Here is a 19616-nt window from a genome sequence, read left to right as displayed (position 1 = left end):
AGCCTTAGCTATGGCGACGATCGCCAACGCAGGATTAAGGCTCAAATCTTCAGCGCAATAGGGAGTTAGAAAGTTCGATTGGTATAACTATCCTGACGGAACTTCCATCCTGTCTGAAGGTCATACCATTAAACAATGGCAATGCTGTCCTTCAAATAACAGGTAGGAGATTCACTATGGATGGTCGTATTGTTGGGCAAAAATGCAAACCTTCTGCTGATAATAGTTTATCTCCAGCCAAGAGACAGGGAGGAGAATCATCATCAAGGATTGCAGAGGTCTGCTCTGGTGTCACTCCCCAAACCAAGACATCATCAAATCCGGTGATGTTGCCTGACAGAACGAGTTCCGTATTCTCTATGGATTGCACGCTCCCAAAGGCCCCTTATTCTTTTGATTTTCGTTTTGTCGCCAGTGATGATGAGGTTCGACGGCTTTTAGTTGCCCGGACCGGCGATGAGAATAGAGATATCACCCTTATTTCCCACCCCGATGATCTTGCACAGGCTAACCTGGTGAGCCGGTTGAGCATTTCCGCCGATGGTCGCCACACTGTGAGTTCGGGCAAGCTGTTCGAAGGTTCACAGCCACTCACACTGGTGATGGATATCCGAAAACTCAACAGCGAACAGCTGCCAAAATTTAATGATCTGCTGGACCCGGATAACCCCTGTCTGTTCGACAAAGCCAGTCAGAAGAAACGCCCTTTGGGTGAGCATGTTTCGCTATTGGTCGTGGCCGCCCCTGAACAGTTGGCATCGGTTGGTCTGCGTGAAGATGCACCCGCAGCCGACGCTCCCGGTGCTGACTTCTGGCGGCGAATTAACAGGCCGGGAAATACCTGGCAGTTCGAGGCTCAGACCGACAATGCCCCATCAATGGACGTAGACAATGTTTCTCCACTATTGGCTGAACTCCCCAGTGCCGAAAGTGCTATGGATGACGACAGTACCGTTCTAATTGACTGTCATAGGCACAACAGCTGGCGACAGTTGCTGCTGGGCGGGCCGGGAGTGGATCAACAGGGGCGAATCCGGCACGTCCCCGGCAGGCTTGAGTGTTTGAGGGCCGGACAACGGGTCATTCTGAAAGGGGCCAACTGGCAGGACCTGGCTTTTGAACAGACGATTCGACAGATACTGGCGCAGCAGTGCTTTGAGAGCAATGGCAAGATCTGTGGGTTACCCGACGATGTTCAGTTTTATCAAATGTCGGTAGACAATAATGAGCTTCACTCACTGTTTCAAACCCTGTCCTGCCCGGGTGACGCTTCAGGAAACCCGATCATCATTAACCAGAGTAACATTAGTGAATGGCTGAACCCGATTGCTATTTCCCCGCAAGGCTATGCAACCCCTAACAACTGTTTGTTGGAACAAATTCGGGCGGGTGGTGTAGTCACTGTAACCTCTGCCCTTAATGATGCACTATGGTTTCGTTTGCTGGGTTCATTGCAGACTATTCGCGAAACGAGTGACCTGGAGCCCCGACTTCAGGTGATGCACTCAAAACAACAGCCGAAAGCCCTTGGATTGCCAGAAAACGATGGGCAGCCTCTGTCCAGCCTGCTGGAGAAAACCAGAGAGCAAACTGCCTTTGATATTGTCACTTATCATCAACAGGCCCAGGCAAGCCAATGGATCAATTATCAGCAGGAAGCACCTCTGGTCATCCAGATCAATGAACAGACCAGCTTCAGCCAGCTCTTTGATAATATCCATATCACTTCGGAACAAAAGGCTCATTTTGGGCGACGTCAGAGCGGGTTGCAGAAGGCATTAATCGCTGGCACGCCGGTTTTATTGCGGGGACTGGAAACTAATCCAATGCTTCAGCAACTTCTGGAACCCCTGGCTGTAGGGCAACCTCTGTTGGTGAATGGCCAATTACAGGTCTTCCCAAAAGCCCTTGTCGAAATACTCTGGCCCAAGTCCGTGATGAGCTTCTCTTCGGTATTGGATTCGATGGTCGCCACGGCTGCCCCATGTCCTGACTTCGATATCTGGGATATCAATGCGGACAGGCATGGTATCCCCCGGACTGAATTGCCAGAACAAGCACTTTACTCAGTTTACAATGCGTTTAATACCGTACCTGCTCATCTTTGTAACCCTTTGCCTGAAATTACCGAAGACTTGTTGAATAACCTGATACTGGCTGCCCGACGGTTACAGCAGGTTGACCAGTCACCACTGCTTTTACCCGGTCACTGGCGCAAGGCTATCAATAGCGTCATTACCCATGGCACCCGGCAGCATCCGTCCGTGCGCGATTTTATGAAAGTGGCTTGTTGGCATTCACTGCCTGATGTTCATACGACGCCGGCTAAGGATCAAACCACCTCGGTAGACCCGGATCAGTTAGCTACCATCATCAACGGTGCTCTGCGATTGGATAGAAAGTTTATGAAGCAGAACTTCTGGCAACTGGCCCGAGCCTTTGATCCGGCGGCATTTAAGGGCAGTGAATTACAAGTGTGCTATGAAAGTCCATTTCCAGTAGAGGGTGAAAAAGAAGTTCTGGACAGATTCTGTGCCATGGTCCTGGCCCATGCGCCTGAAGAAAAACGCCAGACAATGGCCTATCAGCTGGCAGTCGACCCAGCAGCGGCAGAGCCCTGGCAATCGTTAACCATCAGACCTACAAGACAGATTAAACGTTTGCAAGATGCACTGGCTTCTGGCTGGCAGTTAACTTTGTCATCGGGGCAGACCCGATCCGATGGCATTCAATCTCTGGCTGGCGATTGCTTTTACATAGCCAGAACAGCCAATTCTGACGCAGCAGGCATTGAGCACATAAAAAATCGACTGTCTGAATCACTGGCATGGACGGGGTCTGTGGATAAGCCCTTATCGGCACTGGCCGAGGATCTTTATCACGGCCTGACGAACCAGAAGGATCGTGAAAGCCGACGATTATCCCGACTCCATGAACGGTTCGCGGATTCTCCCGTTATCTTCCTGCAGGGAGAAACCGGTACTGGAAAAAGTTACTTTTCCGCCAAAATGGCGAACGCTTCAGGACAGGCTGAGGTCATTTCCCTTGGGCCATCTGACAGCGAACAAACCCTGATGAAACGCTGGCAGTGGCAAGAGCACACCGAGGGTGATCGCTCCATGACACTGCAAAACCGGGCGCTGATGCAATGGGCCAACACTCCGTCCGGGAAGGATGGACACTATGTCACTCTGGTGCTGGATGAAGCCAACCTGGCCAAAGCCGGATTGCTGGCATCATTGAACGGCTTATGGGAACCGCAACCCTGCATATACGTCAATGGTCATCCTGTCAATGTCGGCCCGAAACACCGGGTGATTCTCACCGGTAACCCGGATCATTACGCCGGGCGGCAGATGAGCCCGGCCCTGAGAGAGAAAATGCCCAGAGCTTACTACCCACGGTTAGACCAGGCATTCCTTCGGGACAGGGTGGTGGAACCCGCTCTACTCAATCAGCTACAGCGACATCTGCCGGAGCAGCAAATAAACGACATTGCACAGAGTGCTGCCAAATGTGTGATGGCACTCTGGCAATATTATCAGGAACTCTTGCCCGGGCATGAGTTTACCCCCAGAGATTTAACGGATATCTGCAGTTGGGTGGGTTGGTATCTGGATCGTGGGTTATCCAAAGGAGACAAGGTTACCTGTGAGCAAATAAACAGTCTTATCCAACATAGTTTTCGGGATGTACTGGGGCCCGAAATCACCGAAACTCATCAGGATGCCCTGTCAGCACTGGAAATCTGGTTTGCTGCTCGTTACCAACCGGAGAACACCCTGAGCGACAGAGTTCGTAACAAGACCCTGTCAGAGATTCAGCAGACCTTCATTACAGTCACCCGAGAAATCCGACCAGACTTTGATACCTCCGGATCGGCAGTCTGTGAGCTGGTGCAACAGCTTGGACAGGATTTAAGCCGCTGTCAGCAGGCTTACCATCACGGCAGAAAACACGGCGGCCGTCAGGCGACACTGATTGAAGGCCCGGCCGGGCGGGGTAAGGATGCCACGCTGAACCTGGTGATTGAAAGTGTCAAACAGCAGGCTAAGCGACAGGAAGAGTCGATGCCGGAAGTCTTTTACCTGAATGCCTGCGATTGTTCCTGGGAAAAAGTGTGTGAAGCGATCCAGAAGGCAAAAGTCGATGGCGGCATCGTAGTGATTTCGGAAATGAATCTGATCGACAGCCAGCATCTGGAAGGTGAATTGAACGATATTCTGGCCGGTGACGCCCATCCGGGCTTCCACCTGTTTGCCACCGTCAACCCGCCTCAGTACAGCGGGCGCAAACCCTTATCACCGGCACTGAAGGGGCGTTTCAGACATCTGCCCATCCGGCAGTATAACCCGATAGAACTGCAGACCATTGCTGCAAAAGTATTGCCACAGAACCCGGAGGGGAAAATCCTGGCTAAAGAGCTGTCGCAGCAACACTGTCGATTAAGGGCTTACCTGCAACAGCAAAACTTGTCGCTGCAGCCGACCAGTCTTGATCTGCAGAATGTCGCCAGGGCGGTTGCAAGAGAGGGCGCCTTGACCGACAAGAGACTTCTTCAATGCTTCAATCAGCACTACCGGCTTTATCTGATGGCCGCCAAAATATCGCTGGCGGAACTGCCCGGGTCATCGCTCCCGAATTTAGGTGAAGGAGCGCTGGAGTCTGATCTTTGCCATTGGTTCAATGAAACGGTATCGGGCATTGATCGCCCCTGGTTGATACGACACAGTGACCGCAACAGTATTGATGAAAAAAACCATGAAATTCGTGTTAACACTTGTCTGCATCCAGAAAAAGTCAAAACGGAAATCATCAAGAGGGTGGCTCAGGCAAAATGGCAGGCGTCCGGTCTTCCCCTGAAGCCTCAACAGTCGTACGACATACTCACCCGGGCACTCTACCGACACTGGCAACAGAGCTGGTTTGGTGTTCAATTTGGCCAGACGGGCGTGGACGTTAATTGCGTCTTCTCCATGACGAAAGAAGAGCAACAAACGCTGAAAGCACCGGCTTCCCTGTCTTATGTCCGCAAGGCTGATCAGCGGATAGCGGCATGGAACGCCAATGAAGTTCAATTTTGGCCCGGGTTCTGGCATCAGATCAGTGATCTGCCGAACCAATGGGTTGACGACTCTGAAAGATACAATCCGGAAGTCGAGGAGAAAAAAGCCAAGACATTGGACCAAATGACGAATTATGAGGATCTGAAGAGAGAGCTTAACGATTATAAAATTTTTGATACGCAGGACCATTCTTGCCACATGTATCGCTGGCAGGCAATTGATAATTATGTGACGGCTAAGGGGTATGTCAAACTGATCGATCTTGATGATGAACATCTTCAGGGGTTCGAAACCCTCATACCAACATCGTTACCTGGGCGTGACCAGACAGTGACATTAGCCAGAGATCAAACGCTGGCGACCCTTGAGCTGTCATCAGAGAATGCTAATGGTGAATATCCATTGCCCAGCCTGAGGGCTAACGACTATATCGTAGCCCTCAGACTGGAACCCAATTTGGCATTTACCCTGGTCAGGGGTCGATATACCGGGCTTCACATACTGTCTATTAAAGAGCCCAGAGCCAACCAGAGTATTCAGTGTACTTATGTCGTAGAACCCAGAGAATCGAACAACAAAACAGCTGCTAAAGGAGTCCGGCCAGAACAATCAACACATTTTGATATCCACTGTTCAGAAGGTATGAAAACAGTACTGGACAGATTGTTTGAGACCATTATTGAAGACCTGCAAGACCCAACCGAAGAACAGCTGCCTTTATGGAAAATAAAAAACGCTAAAAACACGACGCAGCGCATTGAGGCGATCAGCGAATATTGCCGACAGTTTGCCGGAGATGCGCAACCAGAGAGCAATAAGAACTTCTTTGAATTTCTTGTAACACAGCGGCAAGGTAGCTGTCGTCATCGTGTGCCTGTTTTTGTTGCTTTGTGTCGTTACTTCGGAATTCCCTGTCGGCAAATTAATAGCCGGACCCACGCCTTTGCCGAGTATTCTCTGGATGAACGGCAAACCTGGAATTCAGTGGATTTGGGCGGGGCGCCCGCAAATACAACAGAGATTGAATCTGTCTTCCAGACCACCAGGAGGATCAGTGTTTCCAGCACTGAGTCAAAGAAGATTAAGGATCTTCTGAAAACAGCAAATCTGGCACAACTGCAAGCTTTGGCTAAAGCCCTTGACATAAATTTTGAGGAACTGAAAGAAGCGCTTGAGACAAACAGTGCATTGCCAGAAACCCATCTGAGTCTTCCTGAATTGGCAAGGAAGCTCTGGGAGCAAGGAGATTTAACCAGTTTTTCCCTGAGTGTCTCAATCATAGAGTCAATGGATACAAAAACATCAGGCTATCTCATGAAGCAGCTGACCGGTGTTCTTGATGGCACCAGTGAGCATACCGGTAAAAGGATGTCGGAGGTGATAGCACAAGCATTGTCCGAGAGTAATGAAGATCAGGTCATTGAACCACTCAAATCATTACACTCAAAAATGATTGTTCAGGGCAAAGCAAACCCTCGGCAGTGGTTGAGTTCAATGGTGGATCTGCTGAAAAACAGCGACCTGAGCAAGCCTTCGGTGATTCACCTCGCCCGTGAAGCTCTGAAATCGGGTTGGCTGGACCCACTGCCAACCTCTGACGGCGAAATTATAGATGCTGACGAACATCATGAACTATTGGTGAGTCTCGAAGGTATCGATGAGTTTAAGTTTAAAGCCGGACATTGCCTTAAAAAGTGGTACAAGGAATTATTGTCCGCAGAAAAAAATAGCCAGCTATGGCGGTTAACTTATGAAAGCTTCGTAAAGAGAGAAGGTACTGACTTGATCGTTGATCATTCTCATGATGGCGTTTCGTCACTCCTTGAAAATAAAATAGCCAGCCCATCTATACAGATGTCCTGGACAGACGAACCTGAGGGAGTTCCTGATATAGAACGAATGTTGCTGCAACATCCCGCGTTTGGGCAGTTAATCTCGGGCAATACTGACCACCGCAGGGTGATTATCCTGGGGGAACCTCACTGGGCAGAGACAATGATTGTTGAAAAGAGCGAAGCCCTGTTTCAACGAGTCGTTGAGAACAGCCCGGAATTGCGGCAGTTATCGGAACAAATCAAAACAAAGTCCCCTGGTGTGCCCTATGAAGACGAAAGGCTTGAGGAATTAAAATGCAGATGCTTCCCAGTAATTCAGCAGGCCTTCAGTCATTACTTTTATAAAGTGACACACTCAAAAAACGCCAGTTTGACGTATTGTTGGGTGAATGCTCACATCAGGAGGTCCCAATACAATTACAACTATGGCACCCATGATCCATCCTCACCAGAAGAGCTGGATGCCATGATGAATGAAATTGTTAGCGATTATAAGTTTGAGAAATCGATTAAGGATGACTGCTTACGACAGGCACTCAACGCCGATAATGCTCTGGTGCTCAGAACCGACGATCTGACAAAAATTGCCGATGAGTTTTTGAACACCGTGAATTTGAATTCGATGTTTGACTCAGAATATTTATTCCTCTGATGACAACTGTCCTTACGGAACTTCCATCCTTTCTGAAGGTCTTACGCTTAAACATTTTCAGTACAGTCCTTCAGATAACAGGTGGGAGATTGACTATGGATGGTCGTATTGTTGGGCAAAAAAGAAAAGCTTTTCCCGCTAATAATGTCACGCCCGCCAAGAGAGCGACAGAGTATTCATCGGCAAAGATTGCAGAGGTTTGCGCAACCCCCCAACTCAATAGATCCTTACCTCCGATAATCTTGCCTGACAGGGCGAGAAGCCTGTTCTCAGCCGATTCCCCGTTCCCAATAGCTACTCATTCCTTTGATTTTCGTTTTGTCGCCAGTGATGATGAGGTTCGACAGCTTTTAGTTGCCGAAACCGGCGATAAATATCGGGATGTCACCCTTATTTCTCATCCCGATGACCTCTCAAAGGCCAACCTGATGAGCCGGTTGAGCATTTCCGGCGATGGTCGCCACACTCTGCGCTCAGGTAAGCTGTTCGAAGGTTCGCAGCCATTAACTCTGGTGATGGATATCAGAAAACTCACCAGCGCTGAACTGCCGAAATTTAACGATCTACTGGACCCGGATAATCCTTGTCTGTACGACAAAGTCAGGCACAGGAAACGTCCTCTGGGCAAGCATGTTTCTCTATTGGTGCTGGCGGCTCCTGAACAGTTGAGATCGGTTGGCAGACGTGGGGAAGCACCGGGGGCCGATGCACCGGGGGCCGATGCACCGGGGGCCGATGCACTGGGGGCCGACGCACCGGGGGCCGATTTCTGGCGGCGAATTAATCGACCGGGAAATACCTGGCAGTTCGATACTCAGACCGGCAATACCCCATCAATGACCAGCTGCAAGGCTCCCCCGATATTGCCTGAATACCCCAGTGCCGAAATTGCTCTGGATAATACCGTTCTTATTGACTGCCACTTGCACAATAACTGGCGACAGTTGCTTCTAGGCGGCCCCGGAGTGGATCAACAGGGGCGAATCCGGCACATTCCTGGCAGGCTTGAATCATTGAGGACCGGACAAACGGTGATTCTGAAAGGTGCCAACTGGCAGGATCTGACCTTTGAACAAACGATTCGACAGATACTGGCGCAACAGCGCTTTGAGAGCAATGGCAAGGTTTGTCAGTTACCCGACAATGTTCAGTTTTATCAAATGCCGGTAGGGAATGACGAACTTCATTCACTGTTCCAAAGCCTGTCCCGCTCTCGCGACAAAGAAGGTGACAAAGAAGCTGACAAAGGGCCTGATAAAAAGCACGCACCACCAGGCCCGATCATTATTAACCAGGTTAATATCAGAGAATGGCTGAGCCCGATTGCCATTGCCCAGGGAGGCTATGCAGCCCCTAATACCTGTCTGTTGGAGCAAATTCAGGCGGGTGCTGCAGTGACCATAACGTCTCCCCTCACTGAGGCTCTCTGGTTTCGTTTGCTGGGTTCACTGCAGACTATTCGCGACACAACCGGCCTGACGCCCCGACTTCAGGTGGCTCATCCGGGACAGCAACCAGAAGCCCTGGGATTGGCAGAAAACCATGAACAACCTCTGTTCAATATCAGAGATCAGTCTGCTTTTAATGCAGTCACTTATCAGCAACAGGCCCAGGTAAGTCACTGGATCAATCATTACCCGCAAGCCCCACTGGTTATTCAGGTGAATGAACAGACCAGCTTCAGCCAGCTTTTTGATAATATCCGTATCACCTCGGAACAAAAGGCACATTTTGGACGACATCAGAGTGGCTTGCAGCAGACATTAACCGCTGGCAAGCCGGTGGTATTGCGCGGGCTGGAGACAAACCCAACACTTCAGCAACTTCTGGAACCCCTGGCGGTTGGGCAACCTCTGTTGGTCAATGGCCAATTACAGGCCTACCCGCAGGCTAATGTCACCCTACTCTGGCCTGAGTCTGTGCAGAGCCCCTCTTCAATATTTAATTCGATGGTCGCCACGGCTAACCCCTGTCCTGAGGTCGATCTCTGGGATATCAATGCCCTCAGGCATGGTATCTCCCGCACTGAACTGCCGGAACAGGCACTGCACTCACTTTACGAAGCGTTTGAAACCGTACCTGCCCACCTGTGTAACCCTCTGCCAGAAATGACCGAAGGCCTGTTGAATAACCTGATACTGGCTGCCCGACGAGCACAGCAGGTTGACCAGTCTCCTCAGCTCCTGACCCGCCATTGGCGCAAGGCCATCAACAGCGTCATCACCCATGGTGCCCGGCAGAATCCGTCAGTGCGGGATTTTATGAAAGTGGCTTGCTGGCACTTGTTACCGGACAAGACGACGGATGCCCATAAAAAGCCGGATGAGAATCAAGCCGCCTCGGTAGACGCGGATCTGTTAGCGACCATCATCAGTAGCACCCCGCGACTGAATAGAAAGTTTGTCAGGCAGAACCTGTGGCAGCTGGCCCGGGCCTTTGACCCGGCAGTCTTTAAAGATGCCAAATTACAACTGTCCTACGAAAGTCCATTTCCAGTACAGGGTGAAAAAGAAGTTATGGACAGGCTCTGTGCCATAATCCTGGCCCACGCACCGGAAAAACAACGAAATGCTGTAGCCTATCAGCTGGCAGTCGATCCGGCGGCAACAAAGCCCTGGCAATCCTTGGCCACCAGACCAACCAGACAGATTAAACGTTTGCAAGATGCACTGGCTTCTGGCTGGCAGTTACTTCTGCCACCGGGGCAGACCCGATACGACGCCATCCACACTCTGGCCAGCGATTGTGTTCACATGGCCAGAACAGCGAATTCTGAGGCAGAACCCGTTGAACGCATAGAAAATCGGCTGTCTGAATCACTGAAATGGTGGGGTTCTGCCGATGTGTCCCTGTCCGCACTGGCCCGGGATCTTTATCACGGCAAGATGAGTCAGGAGGATCGTGAAAACCGTCGATTATCCCGACTCCATGACCGGCTTAAAGACTCTCCCGTTATATTCCTCGAGGGGGAAACCGGCACCGGGAAAAGCTACTTTTCCGCCAAAATGGCGAGGGCTTCAGGACAGGCTGCGGTGATTTCCCTTGGACCTTCTGACAGCGAACAAACCCTGATGAAACGCTGGCAGTGGCAACAACACGCCGACGGCGACCGCTCTATGGCGCAACAAAACCGGGCATTGATGGAATGGGCCAATACCGGAACTCACAAAGACGAAGGCTGTGTTGAAGGAAGCTATATCACCCTGGTGCTGGATGAGGCTAACCTGGCCCGGGCCGGATTGCTGGCGTCATTGAACGGCTTGTGGGAAGCGCAACCCTGCATTTATGTGAATGGTCATCCTGTCAGGGTCAGCGAAAAACACCGGGTGATTCTCACCGGCAACCCGGATCATTATGCCGGACGCCAGCTGGACCCGGCCCTCAGGGAAAAACTGCCCAGGGCTTACTACCCACGCCTGGATCAGGCTTTCCTTCAGGATAGAGTGGTGGAACCGGCTCTGGTCAATCAGTTGCAACGGCATCTGCCAGAGCAGCAAATAAACGACATTGTACGCAATACTGTCGGAACTGTGATGGTGCTCTGGCAACATTATCAGGAGCTGTTGCCTGAGCATGAGTTTACCCCCAGGGATTTAACGGATATCTGCAGTTGGGTGGGCTGGTATCTGGATCGTGCGCTGCCCGCAGATGACCCCGTTACCTCCGGACAAATCAACAGTTTGATCCAACAGGGCTTTCTGGATGTACTGGGTCCCGAAATTACCGGGACTCATCAGGATGCCCAGCTGGCACTGGAAATCTGGTTTGCTACCCGTTACGAACCGGAGAACAGCCTGAGTGACAAAGTTCATAATCACACCCTGTCAGATATTCAGCAGGCCTTCAAAACATTCAGCCAAGAGATCCGACCTGAGTTTGATACCTCCGGATCGGCAGTCATTGAACTGGTACAACGGCTTGGACAGGATTTAAGCCGCTGTCAGCAGGCTTATCATCTCAACATAAAACACGACGGAAGACAGGCGACACTGATTGAAGGACCGGTCGGACGGGGTAAAGATGTCACACTGAACCTGGTGATCGAAAGTTTCAGACAGCAGGCTGAACGACGGGGAGAATCCATGCCGGAGGTCTTTCCCCTGAATGCCTGTGATTGTTCCTGGGACAAGGTGTGTGAAGCGATCCAGACGGCAAAAGTCCATGGCGGCATAGTGGTTATTTCGGAAATGAATCTGATCGGCAGCCAGCATCTGGAAGGTGAGTTAAACGATATTCTGGCCGGTGACGCTCATCCGGGTTTCCACCTGTTCGCCACCATCAACCCTCCTGAGTACAGTGGGCGAAAACCTTTATCACCGGCCCTGAAAGGGCGTTTTCGACATTTGCCCATCCGGCAGTATAACCGGGCCGAATTGCAGACCATCGCTGAGAAAGTGTTGCCACAGACCCCAAAAGGGAAAATGGTGGCTGAATGGCTGACTCAGCAACATTGTCGATTGAGGACTTACCTGCAACGCAATAACTTGCCGTTACAGCCCACCAGCCTTGATTTACAGAATGTCGCCAGGGCTGTTATCAGAAGGGGCGACTTTAGCGAAAAAGGACTTTATCAATGCCTCGATCAGCACTACCGACTTTATCTGATGGCCGCTGACCTGTCAGTGGAGAAACTGCCTGAGTCATTGGCTCTTGCCATGGGTAAAAGTGAGCCTGATTTCAGACTTTGCCAATGGTTCAACCAAATGGTATCGGGCCTTGACCGTCCGTGGTTAATACGACGCAGTGATCTCAACAGTATTGATGAAAAACGCCATGAAATTCGTTTCAAGGCTCGTCTGACTGAAAAGGCAGCCAGAACGGCAATCATCAGGATGATGGCTCAGGCAAAGTGGCTGGCATCTGGTCTTTCCCTGAAGCCCGATCCGTCGGACGATATTTTCACCGGAGCACTGTACCGATACTGGCAGCACCGCTGGTTTAATCATGAGTTTGGTCGGACAGGTGTAGACGCTGATAGTGTATTTCCCCTGACCGAAGAGGAAAAACAAACGTTGAAATTACCGGCATCCCAGCCTTATCTGCGAGAGGCCGATCAGCGGATAGTCCCATTGAACGCCCACGAAGTTCAGTTATGTCCCGGGTTTTGGCATCAGATAAGGGATCTGCCAAACCATTGGGTGGAGAGGTCTATGAGCGAAGCGTTCGAAACCGGCGATGATAAGGCTCCTGAACAATACGATCCGGAAGTCCAACAGAAACAGACTCCGACATTGGACCAGGACACGAACTATGAAAATCAGGAGAAGCCACCCGTTAACGTCCATAAAATTTTTAATACGCAGACCCCTTCTTTCCATATGTATCGCTGGTGGGCAAAGGAGATTTACGTGACTGCTGAAGGTGATGTCAAACGGATCGTCATTAATGACAAACCCACTCTTGGGATTGAAACCCTCATACCTGCCCGGTTACCAGGGCATGATCAGGAAGTGACATTAGCCGAAGATCAGACGCTGGCGACCCTCAAGAGATCATCCTGCAACGGTCAATTTGACTTGCCCAGCCTGACGCCTGACGACTATATCGTGGCTTTGCGTATCGAACCCGATTTGCCATTTACCCTGGTCAGGGATCGATATACCGGGCTTCACTCACTGACTATTCCAGAGGCCAGCGCCTGGCAGAGTATTCAATTTTCTTACGTCGTAGAACCCAGAAAAACGAGCACTAAAGGAACCCGGCCTGAACGGTCAATAGATTCCGACAGCCAGTGTTCAGAGGCTATGAAAAATGTACTGGATGAGCTGTTTACGACCACTGACCAATACCCAGCCGAAGTAGAGGCGCTTTTACAGACAATGAAAAGCACTGAGGACACGAGGCAACGCATTAAGGCGATCACTGACTATTGCCAGCAGTTTTCTGGTAAGGCCCGACCCGAGAGTAGTGACAATTTCTTTCAATTCCTCGTCACACAGCGGCAAGGTAGCTGTCGTCATCGTGTGCCTGTTTTTATCGCTTTTTGTCGTTATTTCGGGATTCCATGTCGGCAAATAAGCAACCTTGTCCACAGCTTTGCTGAGTATTCTGTGGATAGAGGCCAAACCTGGGAGCCAGTGGATTTGGGCGGTGAGCCTGTGCAGACAACAGAAATCACACCTGACTTCCAGCCCACCCGGAAGAGCGGTAGTTCCGGCACTGCATCAAAGAAGATCAGGGATCTCCTGAAAGGAACTGATTCAGCACAACAGCAAGCTCTGGCCAAAGCCTGCGGTATCAGTTTTGAGGAACTGAACAAAGCCCTTGAGAGAAACAATGCATTACCAGACACAAATCCAGGTACTTTCGAAATGGTTAAGAATCTCTGGAAAGAAAAAGATTTAGCCGGTTTTTCCATGGGTGTCTCAATGTTGGAGACAAAAACATTGGGCCATCTGGAAAAGCAATTGATCGGTGATGTGCATGACCCCGATGGGTATACCTGGAAACCGATGTCGGAGGCAGTCAAACCAATCTTGTCCGGCAGTGATGCAAATCAGGTCATTGAACCACTCAAATCATTGCACACAAAAATGATTATTCAGTGCGGAGCAGACCCCTGCCAGTGGCTGAGTTCAATGGTGGATATACTCAAATACAGTGACTTGGACAACCCTGCGGTTATTCACTTTGCCTGGGAAGCACTGCAATCGGGTTGGCTGGATCCATTGTCTGTCTACGAACACCATATTGTGGGAGCCCATGAACATCATGATCTATTGGCGTGTCTGGAAGGCATTGATGAACTCAAGGTTAATGCCGCCCACTGCCTGAAAAAGTGGTACAGGGAATTGTTGTCCAGGGAAAAAAATATTCAGGTATGGCGTCTGGGTTATAAAGACTTCCGGAGTGAAGAGGGTAATGTCCCGTTCATCACTCATTGTCATGGCGGATTTTCACCATTCCTTGAAGATAAAATGGCCAGTCCATCTTTACAAAACACCTGGACGGACGAACCTGAGGGCATCCCGAATATAGAACGAATGCTGGAGCAGCTCCCCGCATTTGTGAAGTTAATCCCGGGCAAGGCGAACTGTCGTCCGGTGATTATTATGGGAAGACCTTCCTTCCGCAGCGAAGTGATGGATAAAAAGATCGAAACCCTGTTAACCAGGAACAACCCCGACTTGAAGCAGTTATTGGAAAAGATCAATCAATATGAGGCAAAGGAAAAACAACTCCAGCATGAGCTGGATGCATTGGATAGTTCTTATCCTGATAGTGAAATGGAATTTGACTGCATGGAGAAAAAAAAACGTGCCATCAAACGCAAATACGAACCCACTCTGAAGTCCCTTGAAGTGTCATGGGAGGACAGAAAGCTTTTGCATGATTTAAAATACAAATGTACGCAAACAATTGAGCAGGCTTTGATTCATTACCTGTATGAAGTGACACACACAAAAGGCAGTTGCCTGACGTATTGTTGGGCCAATGCTTACATCGGGGACTCCAGGGACCCCGACTACTATGGCGCTCATGACCCGGCTTCAGCAGAAGAGCTGTTTTTCATGATGTGTAATATTGATAGTTCTTTATCGTTTCAGAAATCTATCAAGGATACCTATCTAAAGCAGGCACTCAACGCCAATAACGCTCTGGTGCTCAAATCCGATAAGCTGTTAAAAATTGCCGAAGAGTTTTTGAATCGCATCAATTTGAACTCGATTTATGAATCGTTGGATATGTGTCAGGTGTCTCTTTGCAATACCTTGGCGGCCCCCTCTCAATGTCTGCTACGCTGACTGCTCCTACAACAAATGATAACGGTGCAGTATGTCACTGGAACATCGTGTAGAGAAACTTCAATCCTATTTTGAATCGTTGGATAACGCTCTGCACCGGTTCATCGAGATTACATGGGAAACACAGAAGATTGTGCTCGAAAACCAGCGAGAGAACCGGCTCATGTTTGAGCGGCAAGACTGTAAAATTGAGGCTTACCAGTCTGAGAACCGCAAAGGTTTTGACCAGCACGACAAACGTTTTGACAAAATAGAAGAAACTCTCGCCATCATCGTAAACCACCTTCAGAAACAGCCTTGCCACCAAACAACTCGCTTGTCGGGGACTGGCTTTGCCAGCCCGTCAGCTCTGGTGTTAGCGGCTACCCAAGATTTTAACTGAGGATGTAAATGAAGATAGAAGAACATATTTATCGGTCGGAGTCTTTTGTAGAGCTTATCGAAGACGCAGTTGAATTTATGATAAATACGCCGTTTGAAAAACTTCCACCGGAGGTCAAATTCGCAGGCGGTGGCGTATATGCACTATATTACAAAGGGGATTTTCCACAGTACAGAAAGATCTATAGCAAAACTCCAGATCTTCCAATTTATGTGGGTAAAGCAGTACTGCGGGGATGGAGGCAAGGTCGGGGTAGTCTTAAAGAAAATGATTCCGCTTTATACAGAAGGTTAAACGAGCACGCGAGAAGCATTAATGCTGCGGAGAATCTTCAGATTGAAGATTTTTCATGCAGGTTTATCGTGTTACAAGATCAGGAAGCTGACCTTATAAGTACTGTGGAAGCGGCGATGACTCGCAGGTATAATCCTCTTTGGAACTCTCATATAGATGGGTTTGGCAATCATGATCCCGGTAAGGGCAGGTATGAGCAAGCAAAATCTGAATGGGACGTGCTTCATCCCGGCAGAGTTTGGGCTGATCGACTAAAAGGTACGCCACCGAATGAGAATAAAGTTGAAGAAAAAATAGGTATTTATCATGTCCAAAAATCAACCTAACTCAGTCGAGCTATTTTCTGGAGCAGGCGGGTTAGCTTTGGGGTTGGCAAACAGTGGCTTTAAGCATGAAATGCTCGTTGAATTTAATAAAGATGCTGTAAACACATTGTTAAAGAATCATGATGAGGGACAAGCTCAAATAAAAAGCTGGGATATCCAGCATGAAGATGTAAGAAATATATCATTCCAAAAATATAGAGGCAGTCTTTCTCTCGTTGCAGGTGGCCCTCCCTGCCAACCATTTTCTTTAGGTGGAAAGCACAAGGCGTTTAACGATAACAGAGATATGTTTCCTCAAGCTGTTCGAGCAGTAAGAGAGTCAAGGCCTGACTCTTTTATATTTGAAAATGTTAAGGGATTGCTGAGAAAAAATTTCAGCACATATTTTGAATACATAATATTGCAATTATCCTACCCAAATATCTCTAAGGCAGATGGCGAAGACTGGGAGAGTCATTTAGCGAGACTCGAAGAAACTCATACGAAAGGCAAATATAGAGGTCTTAAATACAATGTCGTGTACAGACTTCTGAATGCTGCAGATTATGGTGTTCCTCAAAAAAGAGAGCGAGTTTTCATTGTTGGCTTCCGTAATGATTTAAATGTCGAGTGGAGTTTTCCCAAGGCTACTCACTCTCAAGATGCATTGTTATGGGATCAATGGGTTACTGGAGATTACTGGAAGCGCCTCAAGGTTTCTAAATTCGATAGGCCAAAACTAAATCAAAACCCAGAGAAAATTGCTTCACGTCTTCAAAAAAAGTACGGGCTATTCCAACCTGAAGAAAAACCATGGGTTACTGTCAGGGAAGCTATACGAGATTTACCTTCGCCTAAAAAAAAGAATGATTTTAACAACCATGTATTTAAAGATGGTGCCAAATCATATCCTGGTCACACAGGAAGTCCCATCGACGAGCCTTCTAAAACATTAAAAGCGGGAGATCATGGTGTCCCCGGCGGGGAAAATATGGTTCGCTTTAATGATAATTCAATTAGGTATTTCACCGTACGTGAGGCTGCAAGAATTCAAACATTTCCTGATGATTATCATGTTGCCGGAGTATGGAGTGAGTGCATGAGGCAAATTGGTAACGCCGTTCCCGTCACACTAGCTGAAGTAGTAGCAAAGAGTGTCTATCAAGTCATTGCCCCTAACAAGTCAAAGCACTCGGTGGCAGCATAGCTGCGCCGGTGTTTGCGGCGTTAGGCTCCATACCAAATTCGAGAACTTGGCTTTTGACTCGTATTGAGCAATAAGCTGCGTAAGTGGTAACTGGCGAGTTAACTTCGAATTTCGTGATGGCAATGCGTAAATCCTTAATTATGAGGATTATCATTAATGTCTATGCACAATCCGCCCCACCCTGGAGAATTCATTGAGTCTGTATACATGGAGCCTCACGGGGTCAGTTGCCGTTACCTTGCTGAACAGCTCGGTGTAGCCGCTTCTATTTTGAATAGAGTTATCAAAGGCAAGAGTGCAGTTTCACCAGAGATGGCGCTGAGGCTTTCCAGAGTATTGGGCCGCACACCTGAAAGCTGGCTCAGTATGCAAGACAATTATGAAGCCCGGATTTGACAGCCACTCAGTATGGTTTAAGGGAAATAGCTTTTTCTCTGGCAGCTTTTATAGCTGATGCAGGTTGGTTTTGACTTTTGTTAAGCTCAGCGCGTCACTGCCCCGGCTATTAATTGTGCATTGTCGTAAAATTATTTGTTCAGATTATGCTGGCTCTTCTCTGTTGAGTGAATTTAAGCGCTTTTTTTATCAGCTCTGTACCGGTTCATCGAGATTACTGGGGAAACACAGAAGATTGTGCTCGAAAACCAGCGAGAGAACCGGCTCATGTTTGAGCGGCAAGACTGCAAAATTGAGTCTTACCAGTCTGAGAACCGCAAACGTTTTGACAAAATAGAAGAAACTCTCGCCATCATCGTTAACCACCTTCAGAAACAGCCTTACTACCTAACGAACTGGCATCACTGGGACGGTTTTGACGCCCGTGTGCTCTGGGTTATGTTTCTCATCAATCCGCCTCAATGCCGTATTTTTTTTACGGCAAGTCTTCTGGAATGTGTTAGAGTACAAGAATTCTATTGGTTATATGAATACATGGTGCATGTGATGCTTAAAAAAATATCTGTAAGGGGGTTTAGGAATTTCAAGGATTGGTATGAGTTCGATCTTGAGACTAAGAAAAATTATGAATTTAATACTGAGACGATTAAAGACGGTATAGTTAAAAATTCCATAGTTTATGGACAAAATGGTAGTGGAAAATCGAATTTGGGGCTGGCTATTTTAGATCTAACTTGCCACATTAATGACATTCCTGTTATGCCATCATTAAATATGAATTATTTAAATGGCGACAATGAAGAATCAAGCATTGCTGAGTTTATTTATATATTTAAGTTTGGAAAGAACATAGTTGAATACGCTTACGGAAAAGATTCTCCTGGCCTTACAACTTATGAAAGTTTAAAAATAAATGACAAGGTGGTTATTTGTTTTAATCGTGATGAAGAGAGTTTTATAGAAACAAATCTGTTAGGAACAGAAACTCTTAACAAGGATTTATCTGAAACAAACATTTCAGCCATTAAGTATATAAAATCCAATGCAATTCTTGATAAAAATCATATTGAATCCAAAATTTTTAAGAGATTCATAGAGTTTGTTTCTGGTATGGTTTTCTTCAGAACACTATCACAAAATGCCGATTATTACGGTCAATTATTAGACAATAAAAGCTTGTCTAAAGCCATTATTGATTCAGGGAAATTAGCTGATTTTGAAGAGTTTCTCAATTCTGCTGGAGTTGATTGCAAGCTAAAAGCTGTTGGGGAAGGTAGTGAAGAACGAATTGTTTTTGAATTTAAAAATCATACAATCGAGTTTGGATTAGCAGCTTCCACAGGTACAATGTCGCTGGGTATCTTCTATTATTGGTGGCTTAAATTAGATGGCAATAAGTTAACTTTTGCTTATATTGATGAATTTGACGCCTATTATCACTTTTCATTATCAAAAATGGTTGTCAAAAAGTTAATACAGGCAAGTTGTCAAACAATACTTACAACTCACAACTTAAGCATTATGTCAAATGACTTATTGAGGCCTGACAGTTATTTTATTCTGATAGATAAGCAATATCCATTTTATAAGCTTGTTGATAAAGACTTAAGAAAAGCACACAACCTGGAGAAAATATACAAGGGTCTAAAGTATGATTCCTAAGAGTAATATTTTATGTGTTTTCGAAGGTGAAAAGCGCTGAAATTAAAAATAAAAAGCTCTTTGCACATAACT

At 47.9% G+C, this 19616-nt stretch carries 7 protein-coding genes; all 7 read left to right on the top strand.

Annotation, left to right across the window (positions count from 1 at the left end):
- Window positions 1-176 precede the first annotated feature (176 nt).
- The 7 genes from ACOMG9_RS21000 (at window position 177) to ACOMG9_RS20970 (ending at window position 19544) form a co-directional block, all read left to right on the top strand.
- Window positions 177-7553 (top strand): AAA family ATPase, encoded by a 7377-nt coding sequence (locus ACOMG9_RS21000; RefSeq protein WP_494529353.1) that lies wholly within the window; start codon window positions 177-179, stop codon window positions 7551-7553.
- 95 nt (window positions 7554-7648) lie between these two features.
- Window positions 7649-15298, top strand: coding sequence for an AAA family ATPase (locus tag ACOMG9_RS20995; RefSeq protein WP_494529352.1), 7650 nt, complete (start codon window positions 7649-7651; stop codon window positions 15296-15298).
- Window positions 15299-15329: 31 nt separating this feature from the next.
- On the top strand, window positions 15330-15680 hold the full coding sequence (locus ACOMG9_RS20990; protein ID WP_494529351.1) for a hypothetical protein: 351 nt from the start codon (window positions 15330-15332) through the stop codon (window positions 15678-15680).
- An 8-nt stretch (window positions 15681-15688) separates the two neighbouring features.
- A complete protein-coding gene (locus ACOMG9_RS20985; protein WP_448218325.1) occupies window positions 15689-16300 on the top strand; it encodes an Eco29kI family restriction endonuclease in 612 nt (203 codons plus the stop codon).
- Window positions 16281-17486 carry a DNA cytosine methyltransferase gene (locus tag ACOMG9_RS20980; RefSeq protein WP_448218324.1) on the top strand — a complete coding sequence of 402 codons (1206 nt, stop codon included), beginning with the start codon at window positions 16281-16283 and terminating at the stop codon, window positions 17484-17486. Before ACOMG9_RS20985 ends, ACOMG9_RS20980 begins: the two co-directional genes overlap by 20 nt.
- 156 nt (window positions 17487-17642) lie before the next feature.
- On the top strand, window positions 17643-17882 hold the full coding sequence (locus ACOMG9_RS20975) for a HigA family addiction module antitoxin (RefSeq protein ID WP_448218323.1): 240 nt from the start codon (window positions 17643-17645) through the stop codon (window positions 17880-17882).
- A 267-nt stretch (window positions 17883-18149) separates the two neighbouring features.
- Window positions 18150-19544 (top strand): AAA family ATPase, encoded by a 1395-nt coding sequence (locus ACOMG9_RS20970; protein ID WP_494529350.1) that lies wholly within the window; start codon window positions 18150-18152, stop codon window positions 19542-19544.
- The last annotated feature ends 72 nt before the right edge of the window (window positions 19545-19616 follow it).

Source organism: Endozoicomonas sp. PH6C (assembly GCF_059322965.1).
This window is presented reverse-complemented; position numbering and strand designations above follow the sequence as displayed.

Coding starts and splice junctions, on each gene's coding strand:
- ACOMG9_RS21000 (WP_494529353.1), top strand. CDS start 177: ATGGATGGTCGTATTGTTGGGCAAAAATGCAAACCTTCTGCTGATAAT.
- ACOMG9_RS20995 (WP_494529352.1), top strand. CDS start 7,649: ATGGATGGTCGTATTGTTGGGCAAAAAAGAAAAGCTTTTCCCGCTAAT.
- ACOMG9_RS20990 (WP_494529351.1), top strand. CDS start 15,330: ATGTCACTGGAACATCGTGTAGAGAAACTTCAATCCTATTTTGAATCG.
- ACOMG9_RS20985 (WP_448218325.1), top strand. CDS start 15,689: ATGAAGATAGAAGAACATATTTATCGGTCGGAGTCTTTTGTAGAGCTT.
- ACOMG9_RS20980 (WP_448218324.1), top strand. CDS start 16,281: ATGTCCAAAAATCAACCTAACTCAGTCGAGCTATTTTCTGGAGCAGGC.
- ACOMG9_RS20975 (WP_448218323.1), top strand. CDS start 17,643: ATGTCTATGCACAATCCGCCCCACCCTGGAGAATTCATTGAGTCTGTA.
- ACOMG9_RS20970 (WP_494529350.1), top strand. CDS start 18,150: ATGTTTGAGCGGCAAGACTGCAAAATTGAGTCTTACCAGTCTGAGAAC.